The sequence below is a fragment of the Novosphingobium sp. KA1 genome, assembly GCF_017309955.1.
Lineage (GTDB): Bacteria > Pseudomonadota > Alphaproteobacteria > Sphingomonadales > Sphingomonadaceae > Novosphingobium.
Map to the genome: position 1 here is coordinate 1,607,558 of NZ_CP021247.1, position 15,550 is coordinate 1,623,107.

Annotated in this window: 15 protein-coding genes; 6 read left to right on the forward strand and 9 right to left on the reverse strand. The window is 68.0% G+C overall.

The features are described 5' to 3' along the window. Positions 1-28 precede the first annotated feature (28 nt). Entirely contained in the window at positions 29-481 is a 453-nt protein-coding gene (locus CA833_RS08000; protein ID WP_142636132.1) for a YaiI/YqxD family protein, read from the reverse strand. Between the two features lie 92 nt (positions 482-573). On the opposite strand from CA833_RS08000, the gene CA833_RS08005 reads away from it, so the two are divergent. After that, a complete protein-coding gene (locus CA833_RS08005) occupies positions 574-1,290 on the forward strand; it encodes a glutathione S-transferase family protein (RefSeq protein ID WP_207079739.1) in 717 nt (238 codons plus the stop codon). A 3-nt stretch (positions 1,291-1,293) separates the two neighbouring features. Here CA833_RS08005 and recQ read toward each other — a convergent pair whose 3' ends face one another. Continuing rightward, on the reverse strand, positions 1,294-3,081 hold the full coding sequence (gene recQ, locus CA833_RS08010; protein WP_207079740.1) for a DNA helicase RecQ: 1,788 nt from the start codon (positions 3,079-3,081) through the stop codon (positions 1,294-1,296). A gap of 148 nt (positions 3,082-3,229) precedes the next feature. On the opposite strand from recQ, the gene CA833_RS08015 reads away from it, so the two are divergent. Then, positions 3,230-4,075 carry an SDR family NAD(P)-dependent oxidoreductase gene (locus CA833_RS08015; RefSeq protein ID WP_207079741.1) on the forward strand — a complete coding sequence of 282 codons (846 nt, stop codon included), beginning with the start codon at positions 3,230-3,232 and terminating at the stop codon, positions 4,073-4,075. Positions 4,076-4,140: 65 nt separating this feature from the next. Here the strand turns inward: CA833_RS08015 and CA833_RS08020 are convergent, their stop codons facing one another. Beyond that, positions 4,141-5,334, reverse strand: a complete 1,194-nt coding sequence (locus CA833_RS08020; RefSeq protein ID WP_207079742.1) for a cation:proton antiporter — start codon at positions 5,332-5,334, stop codon at positions 4,141-4,143. A 345-nt stretch (positions 5,335-5,679) separates the two neighbouring features. On the opposite strand from CA833_RS08020, the gene CA833_RS08025 reads away from it, so the two are divergent. Further along, positions 5,680-5,955 (forward strand): hypothetical protein, encoded by a 276-nt coding sequence (locus CA833_RS08025; RefSeq protein WP_142636121.1) that lies wholly within the window; start codon positions 5,680-5,682, stop codon positions 5,953-5,955. A 73-nt stretch (positions 5,956-6,028) separates the two neighbouring features. Here the strand turns inward: CA833_RS08025 and metH are convergent, their stop codons facing one another. From metH to CA833_RS08050, 5 genes are read right to left on the reverse strand one after another with little or no spacing between them, the layout of a single operon-like run. Continuing rightward, positions 6,029-8,653, reverse strand: a complete 2,625-nt coding sequence (gene metH / locus CA833_RS08030; RefSeq protein ID WP_207079743.1) for a methionine synthase — start codon at positions 8,651-8,653, stop codon at positions 6,029-6,031. Between the two features lie 22 nt (positions 8,654-8,675). Then, on the reverse strand, positions 8,676-9,209 hold the full coding sequence (locus tag CA833_RS08035) for a GNAT family N-acetyltransferase (RefSeq protein ID WP_142636116.1): 534 nt from the start codon (positions 9,207-9,209) through the stop codon (positions 8,676-8,678). 7 nt (positions 9,210-9,216) lie between these two features. After that, positions 9,217-10,281 carry a homocysteine S-methyltransferase family protein gene (locus CA833_RS08040; RefSeq protein WP_142636114.1) on the reverse strand — a complete coding sequence of 355 codons (1,065 nt, stop codon included), beginning with the start codon at positions 10,279-10,281 and terminating at the stop codon, positions 9,217-9,219. Then, the gene (gene metF / locus CA833_RS08045) at positions 10,281-11,198 is read right to left on the reverse strand and encodes a methylenetetrahydrofolate reductase [NAD(P)H] (protein ID WP_207079744.1); all 918 of its coding nucleotides are present in this window, start codon (positions 11,196-11,198) and stop codon (positions 10,281-10,283) included. The genes CA833_RS08040 and metF overlap by 1 nt, the downstream gene beginning before the upstream one ends. Further along, the gene (locus CA833_RS08050) at positions 11,195-12,241 is read right to left on the reverse strand and encodes a metalloregulator ArsR/SmtB family transcription factor (RefSeq protein ID WP_207079745.1); all 1,047 of its coding nucleotides are present in this window, start codon (positions 12,239-12,241) and stop codon (positions 11,195-11,197) included. The genes metF and CA833_RS08050 overlap by 4 nt, the downstream gene beginning before the upstream one ends. Before the next feature lie 180 nt (positions 12,242-12,421). On the opposite strand from CA833_RS08050, the gene CA833_RS08055 reads away from it, so the two are divergent. From CA833_RS08055 to CA833_RS08065, 3 genes are all read left to right on the forward strand, one after another. Next, positions 12,422-12,598, forward strand: coding sequence for a hypothetical protein (locus CA833_RS08055; protein ID WP_185928626.1), 177 nt, complete (start codon positions 12,422-12,424; stop codon positions 12,596-12,598). Between the two features lie 201 nt (positions 12,599-12,799). Continuing rightward, positions 12,800-14,455: an NAD+ synthase gene (locus tag CA833_RS08060; RefSeq protein ID WP_207079746.1), complete on the forward strand. Its 1,656-nt coding sequence runs from the start codon at positions 12,800-12,802 to the stop codon at positions 14,453-14,455. A 16-nt stretch (positions 14,456-14,471) separates the two neighbouring features. Beyond that, complete coding sequence (locus tag CA833_RS08065; protein WP_207079747.1) at positions 14,472-14,861, forward strand: winged helix-turn-helix domain-containing protein; 390 nt, start codon at positions 14,472-14,474, stop codon at positions 14,859-14,861. On the opposite strand, the gene CA833_RS26900 is transcribed toward CA833_RS08065, so the two are convergent. Then, entirely contained in the window at positions 14,858-15,502 is a 645-nt protein-coding gene (locus CA833_RS26900; protein ID WP_242526329.1) for a homogentisate 1,2-dioxygenase, read from the reverse strand. The two genes, CA833_RS08065 and CA833_RS26900, sit on opposite strands and share 4 nt — an antisense overlap. Between the last annotated feature and the right edge of the window lie 48 nt (positions 15,503-15,550).

Sequence of the window (15,550 nt, forward strand, 5' to 3'; positions counted from 1 at the left end):
TTGGCGCGTTCAGGATGTGGGGGGACACTCAGCCTTTCCGCAACAGCTTTACCAGCACCTGATCGAGACTGGAGAGGAACCGCGAGCGATCCGCCTTGCTGAACGGCGGCGGGCCGCCGATCACGTCGCCGCCGGCGCGCAGGTCCGCCATGATCGCGCGGGTGGCGATGGCGCCGCCGATCGAGGAGGTGGTGAAGGGCTTGCCGTTGGGCGCGATGACGTCCGCCCCCAGCTTGAGGCAGCGGTCGGCCAGCAGGATGTCGGCGGTGATGACGACGGTGCCGGGCGCGGTGTTCTCGACGATCCAGTCGTCGGCGGCATCGAAAGCGTCGCTCACCACCTTGCGCGCGATGAGCGGGCTCTGCGGCACCCGGATCGGGCTGTTGCTCACGACCACCACCGGCACTCTGGTGCGCTCGGCCACGCGGTAGGTTTCGTCCTTCACCGGGCAGGCGTCGGCATCGATCAATATGCGGATCATGCGGCCTCATAACCCAGCCTCGCGCAAATGACGAACCCGGTTGCCGAAATTGCGCTTCCCGAGCATCATGCCGGGGAACCGGAGCGCCGCCGATGACGCAGCTGAACGTGCCGCAGCCGAACGTGCCGAAGCCGCCGACGATCACCGCCTTTGCCCACTCGCCGGATCGCGGCCGAGGGCTCGCGCGCGACATGGCGGTGCGCTGGGCGCTGGAGGAAGTGGGCCGGCCCTACACCGTGCGGCTCGTTTCGTTCGAGGAGATGAAGCAGCCGGCGCATCGATCTCGCAACCCGTTCGGCCAGATCCCGACGTATGAAGAGGGCGATCTCGCGCTGTTCGAATCCGGCGCCATCGTGCTGCATCTGGCGCAAAGCCACCAGGCGGGGCGCCAGGAGGCGAGCCAGCGCGGCTTGCTGCCGGTGGATGGTGACGCGCGGATGCGGGCGGTGATGTGGATGTTCGCCGCGCTCAGCACGGTGGAGCCGGTGATCGTCCAGCGCTCCGAGGTCCTGCTGTTCGAGCAGGAGCGGCCCTGGTTCGCCGCCCGCCTCGCCTCGATCGAGGAGCGCATCGCCGCGCGGCTGGACGAGCTCGCCATGCGCCTCGGCAGTTCGGAATGGCTCGACGGCGATTTCAGCGCGGGCGACCTGATGATGGTGCAGGTTCTGCGGCGGCTGGGCGGGTCTGACCTGCTGGCCGGTAATGAAACCGTGCTGGGCTATGTCGCGCGGGGGGAGGCGCGGCCTGCGTTCCAGCGCGCCTTTGCGGCCCAGCGCGCCGTTTACGAGGGCCGGGCTGACACAAGCTGACTCTCAGTGCTGGCGGATCACCGCCAGGAATTCCTCGCCATAGGCTTCGAGCTTGCGGGTACCGACGCCGCCGATCTCGCCCATTTCGGTGAGCGTTGCCGGGCGGGCATTGGCCATCTCGCGCAAGGTGGCATCGTGGAAGATGACGTAGGGCGGCACCCCGGCCTGCTGGGCCAGATCGCGGCGCAGCGCGCGCAGTGCCTCGAACAGCGGATGGCCGACCGGGTTGGCGCCCGCATCGCTGCTGCCGCCGCGCCGCTTGCGCTCGCGCTTGGGCGGTACGACGATGGCGACGGCGGCCTCACCCTTCAGGATCGCGCGGGCATCGCCGCCCAGCGACAACCCGCCGTGCTCGGTGGGCAGCAGGCTGCCGCGGGCCTGCAGCGCACGGGCGAGCGATTTCAGCAGCGGTTTCTCGTCCTCGGTCAGGATGCCGAAGACCGATAACTGGTCGTGCCCGCGTTGCAGCACGCGGTCGTCGGTGATGCCGCAAAGCACCTTTTCGAGATGGCCCAGGCCATAGCTCTGCCCGGTGCGGTAGACCGCCGAGAGCAGCTTGCGCGCCAGTTCGGTAACGTCGACCACACCGGCGGGTTCGAGGCAATTGTCGCAGTTGCCGCAAGTCTGCGCGGGCGTTTCGCCGAAGTGGCGCAAGAGCACGGCGCGGCGGCATTCGGCGGTCTCGACGAGGGCAGCCAGCGAATCGAGGCGCTGGCGTTCGCTCTGCTGGCGCGAGGGATCGACTTCGGACAGGCGCTGGCGGGCGCGGGCGAAGTCGTCCGCGCCCCAGAACATCACCGCCACCGAAGGGTCGCCGTCGCGCCCTGCGCGGCCGGTTTCCTGATAATAGGCCTCGATCGACTTGGGGATGCCGGCGTGGGCGACAAACCGCACGTCGGGCTTGTCGATGCCCATGCCGAAGGCGACCGTGGCGACCATCACCATGTCTTCGGAGGCGACGAAGGCCGCCTGATTGCGCGCGCGCACTTCGGGATCGAGCCCGGCGTGATAGGGCAGCACCCGGCGTCCGGTGGCGGAGGCGAGGGTTTCGGCCAGCTGCTCCACGCGGGCGCGGGTGGGGGCATAGACGATGCCCGGGCCGGGGTTCTCGTCCATCACCGCCTTCAATTGCCGCATCGCATTCTCGCGCGGGCGGATGGCGTAGCGGATGTTCGGGCGGTCGAACCCGGCAACGATCAGGCCCTCGTCCGGGATGCCGAGCTGGGCAAGGATGTCCGAACGGGTGTGATGGTCCGCCGTCGCCGTCAGCGCGAGGCGCGGGACGGTGGGGAAGGCATCGAGCAGCGGCTTCAGCAGCCGGTAGTCGGGACGGAAATCGTGGCCCCATTCGGAAACGCAGTGCGCCTCGTCGATGGCGAAGAGGGCGATGCGCGACTGTTCCAGCAGTTCGCGGAAGTAGGGCTGGCTGGCGCGTTCCGGGGCGATGTAGAGCAAGTCCAGCTCGCCCGCGCGGAAACGGTCCATGGTCTGGCCGCGATCGGCATCGGCGCTGGTCAGGGTGGCGGCGCGGATGCCGTTGGCGGTGGCCGAGCGCAGCTGGTCGTGCATCAGCGCGATCAGCGGCGAGACGACCACGCAGGTCCCCTCCCGCATGACGGCGGGCAACTGGTAGGTGAGGGACTTGCCGGCGCCGGTGGGCATCACCGCCAGGGTGGAGCGCCCCTCCAGCACGCGGGTGACGACTTGCTCCTGCACGCCGCGAAAGGCGGAGAACCCGAAGGTCGCATGGAGCGCTTCAAGGGCATCAGGCAGAAGATCGGGGTCGGGCACGGTCGGGCTTATGGCAGAGGGAGGGGGGCGCTGAAAACCGCTTGGCCGATGATTTCCTCCGATTCCGCCTCATCCGCTTGCGATTTTGCCCGGGCGCTCGCCAGGATCGCGCAACGGGACGGCAAGCCCGATGAATGGAGAGGCAGGCATGACGCAGCGCGTGGCAGTGGTGACGGGGGCAAGTTCGGGCATCGGGCTGGAGACGGCGCGGGCCCTGGCGGCGCAGGGGTTTCGCGTCCTCGGGGTCGGCCGCGATGCGGCGCGCTGCGCGGCGGCGCAGGCGGAATTGGGCGCCGGTGTGGAGATGCTGCGCGGCGATCTTTCACTGCTGGCCGAGGCGGACCGGCTGGCCGACGCGATCGCGGGCATGGCCGGCCGTGTCGACGTGCTGGTCAACAATGCCGGCGGCATGGCGCGCGAGCAGGTCACGACCGCGGAAGGCTTCGAGGCGAACTACGCGGCCAATTTCCTCGGCCCCTTCGTGCTGACGGCGCGGCTCCTGCCGCTGATGCGAGCGGCGGCGGTCGATGCACCCCAGGGCAGCGTGCGGATCGTCAACACCGCCTCGGACGGCAGCGAGATGATCCCCGGGATCGATCTCGGCGATCTCCAGAACCTCGGCAACTGGAGTCCGGGGGCGGCCTATTGCAGCGGCAAGCTCGCCAACGTGCTCCATGCCCGGGCGCTGGCCGCGCGGGTTGCAGGGGACGGTATCGTCGCCCATTCGGTGCATCCCGGCACGGTGGGCAGCAATTTCTTCGCCCATACGCCCGGCAGCGTGCGGGCCGCTTACGCCGATGCGCCCAAGCTGACGCCGGCGCAGGGGGCGGACACGGTGATCTGGCTGGCGAGCGCCGAGGAGCCGGGACGGTCGAGCGGCGGCTACTGGTACGAGCGGGCGCCGCGCCGGCCCAATCCGCTGGCCAGCGATGCCGCCTTTGTCGAGGCGTTCTGGCAGGCGGCGGAGGCGCTGGCCGGACGGGCGGGCGCCTGAAAACGAAAACAAAGGCCGGGGCGGTGATCCCGGCCTTCTTGCGGTGCTGTCCTTGGGATGCCGCCTTATCGATCTTCGCCGATGCCGAGCCGCGCCAGACGCGGCTTGACCATCGGCACCGTGAGCATCGTGCTCATCACCGCCATCAGCAGCAGCGCGGTGAACGTCTCCGCGGTGACGATCTGCTTGTCGAGCAGGACGTTGACAAAGATGATCATGATCAGCGCCTTGGTCTGGAGCATCCAGCCGATCACCGAGGCCTCGCCCTGCTTCCAGCCGAGCAGCCTGCCGGCGAGGTGGACGCCCGCCAGCTTGCCCGATACGGAGGCGAGGAGGAACAGCAAGGCCGCGCCGAATACCATCGCGCCGCCTATTCCCCAGTCGGTGCGCAGGCCCGTGCTGAGGAAAAACACCGGCATGACCGTCAGCAGCAGGAATTCGCGGAAGGTGTCGAGCTTCTCGCGGGTGAACCACTGGGCGTCGAGCACCACGCCCGCCAGGAACGCGCCGACCATGAAGTGCAGGCCCGACCAGTCGGCCGCCAAACCGGTCACCGCGAGCCAGATCAGCGAGAGATACCAGCGGTCCTGCTCGTCCAGACGGCGGAACAGGGCGCGCACGATCATCGAGGCGGCCGCGAAGCCGGCAAGGAACAGGCCTTGCCGTCCCACGCGCTCCCAGTCGACCAGGATCAGCGCCAGCACACCCCAGATGGCGATGTCGTCAAGGCTGGCGTAGCGCAGCAGGCGCTGGCCGAGCGGGGCGCGGAAGATGCCGAGCTTTTCCATCAGCAGCACAAGGATCGGCAGGGCGGTGACCGCGCAGGCCATGCCGATGCCCAGCACGGCCTGCGGATACGTGCCCTTCGGTCCGATCCAGCCGGGAGTCCTCAGCAGCAGGGCGGCGGCGAGCGAGCCGAACAGCAGCGGCGTCAGCAGCGCGCAGGCGGCGGTCAGGCTGGTTTCGCCGCGATGCTTCCAGGCGTCCGACAGGTCCAGTTCGACCCCGGCCACAAACACGAACATCATCACCGCCCACCAGGCCACGCCGTTGAGCGCGGTCATGACTTGCGGGGTGAACACGAAGCCGTGGAAGTCCGGCGCGAAGTGGCCGAGCACGCCCGGTCCCAGCAGGATGCCGCCGATGATCTGCACGACCACCAGCGGGGCCCAGTGCTCGGTGCGCAGCAGGCGCCAGACCAGATATGGCACGGCAAGGATCACACTCAGCGCGATCAGGTAGATTTCAGTCAGGCCCATTGTTTCAACTTCCCCCGCCGCCCGGTTCCCCGTGTCGGGCGGGGCGGCTCGTTCTTTGGGCCAATGCATGGCTGCACAACTGCCGAATCGCAACGGCCGCGATGGCGCCGGGGGCGCGTCGCCGGGGAAGAAATGTGGCCGGTTTTCCGGGGCGCAGGCGATTTTCGGGGGGCAGGCCGGCGGGGGCAGGCGGTCATGGCTAATCCGCCCTGCCGAAAACCTCCGTGCTTGTCCGGAGCAGGCCATTAGCCGCCGGGCCGACCTGCGGCTGGTAGAGGGCTCTCAACGGCGAATGCAATCGATTTACGGCGTTTTGCCGGCCGCACTACCTAAGGGAGAATTCTGATGGGTCGTCTTCTGCGCGAGGCCATGACTTCGCACAACGAATGCCGCGTCGCGATGCTTGGCGAGATCGAGTTTGCCGAGACCGCACGGGTGCTCAAGACGCTCGCCCGCGAGGCCGGGCATGATGAACGCGCGGTGATCGATCAACTGGCCCGGCACGGCCTCGACGCCGCGCTCGGCGTGATGTCGAGCGTCGACCGGACCGCCACCAGCGAGGCCTACCAGCGCCACCGCGCCCGCTGGCGCGCCGGCATGAACCGCCCGGCGGTACACTGAGCGTCTCCGTTCGCGAGTACGCCGTGCCCGTCACGAGAGACGGGCACGGCGACCCTATCGGCGCGGGGTCCCGTCAGTCGAGGTTCGGGCGCAGCCAGCGTTCGGCGGTGGCCAGATCGACCCCGCGCCGTCCGGCGTAGTCTTCCAGCTGGTCGCGGCCGATGCGGGCGACGCCGAAGTACGAGCTTTCCGGGTGGGCGAAATAGAAACCCGAAACCGCCGCCGTCGGCAGCATGGCCTGGCTTTCGGTCAGCACGATCCCGGCATTGTCCGAGGCCTTGAGCAGGTCGAACAGGATCGGCTTGAGCGAATGGTCGGGGCAGGCAGGATACCCCGGTGCCGGGCGGATACCCCGATATTCCTCGCGGATCAGCGCTTCGTTGGTGAACTGCTCGTCCGGGGCATAACCCCAGAGCCTGGTGCGCACATGGCTGTGCAGGCGTTCGGCAAAGGCTTCGGCGAAGCGGTCGGCCAGCGCCTTCAGCAGGATGTCCGAATAGTCGTCGTGCACGGCCTGGAAGCGTTCCAGATGCGGCTCGATGCCGTGGATGCCGACGGCAAAGCCGCCCAGCCAGTCGTCCTGCGTGTCGATAAAGTCGGCGAGGCAGAAGTTGGCGCGGTCACGCGACTTCTTCACCTGCTGGCGCAGCATCGGAATGCGCGTGCCGTCCGCAAGCAGCACGTCGTCGCCATCGCGGCTGGCGGGCCAGAAGGCGCAGACGCCCTTGGCGGTCAGCCACTTCTCGTCGATGATCTTCGCGAGCATCGCCTGCGCATCGGCGTAGAGGTTGCGGGCGCTTTCGCCCACCACCTCGTCGTTCAGGATCGCCGGGTAGTTGCCCGCCAGTTCCCAGGCGCGGAAGAACGGCGTCCAGTCGAACGTGGCGGCAAGATCGGCCAGGTCCCAGTCCTCGAAGACATGGAGGCCCGGCTCGGCCGGTGCGGCGGGCTTGAGCGCAAAGTCCGGCTTGAAGGCATTGGCGCGGGCATCGGCGATGGGGAGCAACTCGCTCTGGCCCTTGCCTTCGCGGGCAATGCGGACCTTTTCGTATTCCTCGGCGGTGGCCTCCACGAAGGGCACCGCCTGGGTGTCCGACAGCAACTGCGAGGCGACGCCGACCGCGCGGCTGGCGTCGAGCACGTGGACCACCGGACCCTCGTAGGCGGGATCGATGCGCAGCGCGGTGTGGACCTTGGAGGTGGTGGCGCCGCCGATCAGCAGCGGAATGGTCATGCCGGCGCGCTGCATTTCCTCGGCCACGGTCACCATCTCGTCGAGCGAGGGGGTGATGAGGCCGGAGAGGCCGATGATGTCGGCGTCATGTTCGGCGGCGGCTTCGAGGATCTTGCTCCAGGGCACCATGACGCCGAGGTCGATCACTTCGTAGCCGTTGCACTGGAGCACGACGCCGACGATGTTCTTGCCGATGTCGTGCACGTCGCCCTTGACGGTGGCCATGATGATGCGGCCCTTGGACTTGGTGCCGGCATCCTTTTCCGCCTCGATGAAGGGGATCAGGTGGGCAACCGCCTTTTTCATCACGCGCGCGGACTTGACGACTTGCGGCAGGAACATCTTGCCCGAGCCGAACAGGTCCCCGACAACGTTCATGCCGCCCATCAGCGGGCCCTCGATCACCTCGATCGGGCGGCCGCCGCGCGCGGCGATCGCGGCGCGGGCTTCCTCGGTATCCTCGACGACATGGGCGTCGATGCCGCGCACCAGCGCGTGTTCGATGCGCTTGGCCACGTCCCAGCCGCGCCATTCCTCGGCGGCCTTCTCGGCAACGGCGTCCTTGCCCTTGAAGCTTTCGGCCAGCTCGATCAGGCGCTCGGTGGAGGTCTTGCCGTCCTCGCCCACGCCCGGGCGGCGCATCATGATGACGTCTTCGCAGGCTTCGCGAAGCGCCGGGTCGATCTGGTCGTAGACGTCGAGTTGCCCCGCGTTGACGATCGCCATGTCGAGCCCGGCGGGGATCGCATGGTAGAGGAACACCGAGTGCATCGCCCGGCGTACCGGCTCGTTGCCGCGGAACGAGAACGAGAGGTTGGACAGGCCGCCCGAGAAGTGGACGTGCGGGCAGCGCGCCTTGATCTCGGCCACCGCCTCGATGAAGTCCAGGCCGTAGCGGTCATGCTCCTCGATGCCGGTGGCGACGGCGAAGACGTTGGGGTCGAAGATGATGTCCTCGGGCGGGAAACCGATGCCGGTCAGCAGCTCGTAGGCGCGGCAGCAGATCTCGATCTTGCGCTCGCGGGTGTCGGCCTGGCCCTTTTCGTCGAAGGCCATGACAACGACGGCGGCGCCGTAGTTCATGCATTTGCGGGCATGCTCAAGGAAGGGCTCGACGCCCTCCTTCATCGAGATCGAATTGACGATCGGCTTGCCGGACACGCACTTGAGACCGGCCTCGATCACGTCCCACTTCGACGAATCGACCATCACCGGCACGCGGGCGATGTCGGGCTCGGAGGCGATCAGCTTGAGGTAGGTGGTCATGGCCGCGACCGCGTCGAGCAGGCCTTCGTCCATGTTGACGTCGATCACCTGCGCGCCGTTGTCCACCTGCTGGCGGGCCACTTCGATCGCGGCGGGATAGTCGCCCGCCATGATCAGCTTCTTGAACCTGGCCGAGCCGGTGACATTGGTGCGCTCGCCGATGTTGACGAAACGGGCGCCGGAAGGGGTCGAGGTCATGGAGTTTGCTTCTCGTTGAGTATCAGGCCTGCGCGGGCGCGAGCGAACGCGCCAGCACGAGGTCGTCATAAGTCTGGCCGCCGATGTCGAACTGGCGGCTGCCGATCTGTTCGAAGCCGTTCTTGGCGTAGAAGGCGAGTGCGCGCAGGTTGTCGTCCTTGACCCCCAGCAGCAGGCGGCGGCAGCCTTCCGCGGCCTCCACCACCGTGCGCATCAGCGTGCCCGCCATGAGCGAGCCCTGGAAGCGGGTGAGGATGTAGATGCGCTTGAGCTCGATATCGCCCGCTTCGGCCTGGTCGAGTTCGGGGGCGCAGATCATCGCGTAGCCCACAGGCGCGTCGCCCGGCTTCACTTCCGCCAGCCAGGCCTTGGCGCCCCTGGCGAAATAGGCGCGGTAGGTCTCGGCAGAATGCGCGGTGCGGCAATGCTCGATGATGCCGCGCCCGTCGACCGAACCGGCAAAGGCTTCGAGGAACGTCGCCGCGCCGATCAGCGCCAGCGCTTCGGCATCGTCGGGACCGGCTTGGCGGATGCGCCAGAGGGGGATGTCGTTCATGCCCGCCTCAGTCTGCCGCGACCGCGAAAGGTTCAAGTCCTGCCAGCCTGGTTTCGGGCTTGAGGTCCGGGATGTGGCGCGGGGCCATGCCGGTCACCTTCTTCGCGATGGCGGCGATATGCGCCGGGGTGGAGCCGCAGCAGCCGCCCAGCACGTTGACCTGGCCTGCCACCGCCCATTCGCCGACGAAGCCTGCGGTCGTCTCGGGCATCTCGTCGTAGGCGCCCAGTTCGTTGGGCAGGCCGGCGTTGGGGTAGATCATGATGAGGGTATCGGCGATTTCCGACAGCGTCTTCACGTGCGGGCGCAGCTGGGTGGCGCCGAACGAGCAGTTGAGCCCGATCGTCACCGGCCTTGCATGGCGCACCGCGTACCAGAACGCCTCGACCGTGTGGCCCGAGAGGTTGCGGCCGGAAAGGTCGGTCAGCGTCATCGACAGCATGATCGGCACTTCACGCCCCAGCTCGGCTTCAAGCTGGCGCACCGCCATGATCCCGGCCTTGGCGTTGAGGGTGTCGAACACGGTCTCGATCAGGATGAAGTCGGCGCCGCCTTCGACAAGGGCGGCGGCCTGTTCCTTGTAGACATCGACCAGCGTGTCCCAGTCGATCTCGCGGTAGCCGGGATCGTTGACGTCGGGGCTGAGCGAAAGCGTCTTGTTGGTCGGCCCGATGGCACCGGCGACGAAGCGCGGGCGCCTAATACCATTCTTGGCATCCTTTGCCTCGTACTCATCCGCCAGACGGCGGGCGAGCCTGGCAGATTCGACATTGATCTCGCGCACCAGATGCTCGGCGCCGTAGTCGGCCTGGCTGATGCGGTTGGCCGAGAAGGTGTTGGTTTCGGCAATATCGGCCCCCGCCTCGAAATAGGCGCGGTGGATCGATTCCGGCACCTCGGGCTTGGTCAGCGCGAGGATGTCGTTGTTGCCCTTCTGGTCGTGGCCGAGGCCCAGATCGCCGGCATAGTCGGCTTCCGAGAGCTTCCAGTTCTGGATCTCGGTGCCGAAGGCGCCGTCGGTGATGAGGACGCGCTTGGCCGCCTCTTCGAGAAATGTCTTACGCGCGCTCATCATGCGCTCTCCCGCAATTCTTGCAACTTCGGCCTCAACCCGAGCAGCTGGCAGATCGCATAGGTCTGCTCCGCACGGTTGAGGGTGTAGAAATGAAAGTCGCGCACGCCGCCTTCGTAGAGGTTTCGGCACAAGTCGGCCGCGGCAACCGCGGCGACCAGTGCGCGCGGACCGGGGCGCTCGTCAAGGCCTTCGAACATGGCTTCCAGCCAGACCGGAATCTCGGTGTTGCCCGACATGCGGCGGATCGCCGCGAAGCTGGTCACCGGCATGATGCCGGGCAGGATCGGCGCGGTGATGCCCGCGGCCTGCGTCTTGTCGAGGAAGCGGAAGTAGGCTTCGGCCGAGAAGAAGAACTGCGTGATCGCGCGGTTGGCGCCGGCGTCGATCTTGCGCTTGAGGTTGTCGAGATCGCTCTGGGCGCTCGCTGCCTCGGGGTGCACTTCGGGATAGGCGGCGACCGAGATGTCGAAATCGTGGCGGGCCTTGAGCCCGGCCACCAGGTCGGCGGCGCTGGCATAGCCTTCCGGGTGGGGCGTGAAGACGCCGCCCTGGCTCGGCGGCGGATCGCCGCGCAGGGCGACGATGTGGCGCACGCCCGCTTCCCAGTACTGGTCGGCGATCTCGTCGATCTCGCCCTTGCTGGCGCCCACGCAGGTGAGATGCGCGGCGGGCACGAGGTCCGTTTCGGCCGCGAGGCGGGCGACGGTCGCATGGGTGCGTTCACGCGTGGAGCCACCGGCGCCATAGGTCACCGAGACGAACGAGGGCGCCAGCGGGGCAAGCTGGGTGATCGCGTCCCACAGCTGCTCCTCCATCTTCTCCGTCTTGGGCGGGAAGAATTCGAAGGAGACGGAAATGTCGCCCGGCAGGCACCCGAGGGCGGGGGCAAGAGCCGGTCGTTGAGCGGACGTCATGGGATCGCGGTCTTTCTGTCGTTGGATTCGGTGTCGTTTGCAGGATCAGGCGCCTGATCCGGCGCCTGATCTGGCAGGGGGGCGGGCGGGGCCGCTTCGAGGCGCCGCGCGGTCCAGATCTTCACGGTGAGCGGATCGCCCGGCAGGGTGACCGGAACGTCGGGCGCAAAGCCCGCGTCGGCCAGCAGCGAGGCCATCTGCTGGTCGGCAAAGCCGAGGCGGGCGTGGGCATGGCGCTCACGCAAATCCTCGCGCTCGTGCGCGGCAAGGTCGACCACCGCGATTCGCCCGCCTGGCCGGGTGACGCGCGCGGCTTCGGCCAGAACCGTGGCGGGTTCCTGTGCATAGTGCAGAACCTGGTGGAAAAGTACCGTGTCGAACGCGGCCTCGGCAAAGGGCAGGGCGGTGAAGTCCCCCTGCACCAGCGAGAGGTGTTCCGGTGGCAAAGACTGCAAGCGCGCCCGCGCGATGCGCAACATCTCGGGGCTCTTGTCGAGCGCGGTGACGTGGCTGGCCTTGCCCGCCAGCAGTTCGGCGATGCGCCCGGTGCCGGTGCCGACATCGAGCAGGCCGCCGAGCTTGCTGCGCCCCAGCGCGGCCAGCAGCGCCGCCTCGACCGGGCCGTCCGCACCGTGCAGCTGGCGCAGGGTATCCCACTCCTCGGCATGGCGGGCGAAATAGGCCTGGGCATTGGCTTCGCGCGCGTCGCGAATGGCGGCGAGCTGGCGGCGATCCTCGGCGCAGCGGGCGGCAAAGGCCGGATCGTCACGCTCGGCAATGTCGAGCAGGCGGGCGGCAGCGGCGCCCATCGGCGGCTCCGAATTGTCCTTCACCGCGCTGCGCAGGAACACCCAGCTGCCTTCCTTGCGGCGGGTGGCGAGACCGGCCTCGCACAGGATGCGGATGTGGCGCGAGACACGCGGCTGGCTTTGCCCCAGCACTTGCGCAAGCTCCCCCACGGCCAGTTCCATATGCGCGAGCAGGCGCATCATGCGCAGCCGCGTCGGTTCGGACAGAGCCCTCAGCAGGGGGTCGATTTGCATGCGAATTTGCATGGCAGATCATATAAAGATATCTTTATATGTGTGCAAGCCTCAGGGTTTCTGCCGGTTTTGCCCCCCTTACTTCCCATTTGCGTTGCACAATCGTCTCGTCTAAAGAATGGCCCCGCAGGCTTGCCTGCAAGCGTTGGCCTGTGCGCCAAACAATGCAAGGGGATTCGCATGAAGAAGATTGCTTTTGCCGCGTTCGCGTCGGCTGCCGCTCTGTCGCTCGCTGCTTGCGGTGGCAACAAGCCCGCCGCTGACGCCACTTCGGAATCGGTTGAAACCGTTCCTGAAGAAACCATGGCCGCTACCACCGACGGTGCGACCGACGCTGCTACCGCGGCTGCCGAGTAATCCGGCCGGGGGCCCGGCGATCGCCTCGGCGAAGCGCCGGCCCCCAGTTGCTTTCCGGCCTGGATCGGCAACGATCTGGGAAACATCCGGAAAGTCCGTCGCAAGACGGAAAAAGCCCTCCCCGACGGGAGGGTTTTTTATTGCCCGCCGCAGACGCATCGGCAGTTGCGCATGGGGCCTGCGCGGGGCATCAATCGGCGCATGCCCGATACGCTCAGGATCACGCTGGCGCAGCTCAACCAGTCGGTCGGCGACCTCGACGGCAATGCCGAAGGGGTGCTCGCGGCACGCAAGCAGGCGCGTGATTGCGACCTCGTCGTTTTCCCCGAGCTTCACCTGATCGGCTATCCGCCCGAAGACCTGATCCTCAAGCCGGCGCTGATCGAGCGTGCTGCAGCGCGGCTACAGTCGCTTGCGGAGGCGAGCGCGGCGCCCGGCCCGGCGATGCTGGTGGGCTCGGCCTTTGTGCTTGATGGTGCGCTGCACAACGGGGTTGCCCTGCTCGACCAGGGCAAGGTCCAGGCGGTGCGGCTGAAGCATGAGCTGCCCAACTATGGCACGTTCGACGAGATGCGCCTGTTCCAGCCCGGCCCCCTGCCCGAGCCGGTGGTGCTGCGCGGAACGATGATCGGGGTGCCGATCTGCGAGGACATCTGGCGCAGCGAGGTCTGCCGCCATCTTGCCGACTTCGGTGCCGAGATGTTCATCTGCATCAACGGCAGCCCTTACGAGATCAACAAGGACGCCCTCCGGATCGAGGGGGTGGCCAAGCGCCGCGCGGTCGATACCGGGCTGCCGCTGGCCTATCTCAACCGCGTCGGCGGGCAGGACGAACTGGTGTTCGACGGCGCCAGCTTCGTGGTCAACGGCGATGGCAGCCTGGCCGTCCAGCTGGCGGACTGGGAGGAGCAGGTCGCCGAGACCCGCTGGACCCGCACCGCGCAGGGCTGGCGCTGCGATCGCGGGGCGCAGGCGGCGCTCGCCGGCCACCCGGAGGACATCTACTGCGCGATGGTGCTGGCGCTGCGCGACTATGTGCGGCGCAACGGGTTTCCCGGCGTCGTGCTGGGGCTTTCGGGCGGGATCGATTCGGCGACATGCGCGGCCATCGCCGTCGATGCGCTGGGGGCGGACCGGGTCTGGGGGGTAATGATGCCCTCGCGCTTCACCAGCCGCCAGAGCCTCGACGATGCCGCCGCCTGCGCCGATGCGCTGGGCATCCGCTATTCGGTGCTGCCGATCGGCGAGGCGATCGCCGGGTTCGATTCGATGCTGGGCGAGAGTTTCGAGGGTACCAATCGCGACATCGCCGAGGAAAACCTCCAGTCGCGGATTCGCGGCACGGCGTTGATGGCGCTGTCGAACAAGTTCGGCCCGATGGTGATGACCACCGGCAACAAGAGCGAAATGAGCGTGGGCTACGCGACGATCTATGGCGACATGGCGGGGGGCTACAACCCGCTCAAGGACGCCTACAAGTCGACCGTCTTTGCGCTGGCGCGCTGGCGCAACCATCATGTCCCGCGCATTGGCCTCGGTCCGGCCCGGGCGGTCATTCCCGAATCGACGCTGGGGCGCGAACCCAGCGCCGAATTGCGCCCCGACCAGCGCGATTCGGACAGCCTGCCCGACTATGCCGTGCTCGATCCGATCCTCGTCGGGCTGGTCGAACACGACAAGAGCGTCGACCAGCTGGTCCGCGAAGGCTTCGTGCGCGAGACGGTCCAGGCGGTCGAGCGCCTGCTGCACCGCGCCGAATACAAGCGCCGCCAGGCCTCGCCGGGGGTCAAGCTCACCGCCCGGAATTTCGGGCGGGACCGGCGCTATCCGATCACCCACGCCTTCCGCAGCGGCTGAAACGACAGGGATCCGAATGTCCGCCACCCCCACTCTCAAGCTGCGCGCGCGGATCTATTGCGGCGAGGAAATCGCCATGGGGCCGGGCAAGGCCGATCTGCTGGCCGCCATCGCGCAGCAAGGCTCGATCTCGGCGGCGGGGCGGGCGTTGGGCATGAGTTATCGGCGGGCCTGGCTGCTGGTCGATGCGATGAACCGCTGCTGGCGCTCGCCGCTGGTGGAAACCGTGGCGGGCGGCGGCAAGGATCGCGGTGCCCGGCTTTCGCAGACCGGGCAGGCGGTGCTGGCACAGTACCGGGCACTGCAGGCGCGAATCGCCCAGGTGGAAGCCTCGGACGAATACGCGCTGCTGCGCGGCGGGGTGCGGGCGGCGCCGCTTCCCGCCGCGCCGGATCCGGCCGGTTAGGGCAGCCGGGTCACGAGCAGCGGCAGCGCGGCGTCGGGGCTGGCCGCGATCTGCACGAGGTAGTCCCCCGGTTCGAGCGCGAAGTAGACCATCTTGCGGATGCCCGAGCAGTCGGGCCCATGGGCGTGGGCGATCGAAGTCAGCGCCCGGTGGGTGCCGGTCGCGGGCCTGGCCGCGATCACGTCGATCCATGCCGCCGCGCCCAGCGCCACGCGGTAGTGTCCGGCCGTGGTCACGGTAAAGGCAAAGAGGCCGCCGAAGCCGGTCGATCCGCCAGCCTTTTCGGGCGGAAGGGCATAACGCACGCCGGGCGCGGGGCTGAGCGCGGCGTCGACCGCGGCTCCGGGGTTCACCCGCGCGGCGGCGGCGCTATCGCGCCCGGCGGCCAGCGGCACGCGCCGGTTCCAGCCGGAAAGTTCGGCGGGAAGGGCGGCGGGGGCGGCTGGGCAGGCGATGGGTGACGGCACGATGGCTGTGGGCACAGCGGCTGTGGGCACGATGGTGGGAGGCACGATGGTGGGAGGCACGGGCCCCATCCCGTTCGTTTCCTGGGCGAGCGCGCTGCCGGACCATGCCAGCGCCAGCAGCGCGGCCGCAGCCAGTCCGTCCCGTGAAGCCGCCAACTTGCCCGTGGTCACCATGAAGCCCTCCTCGCGCTGTGCAAAACGCTATGTCTGTTCGGATATAGC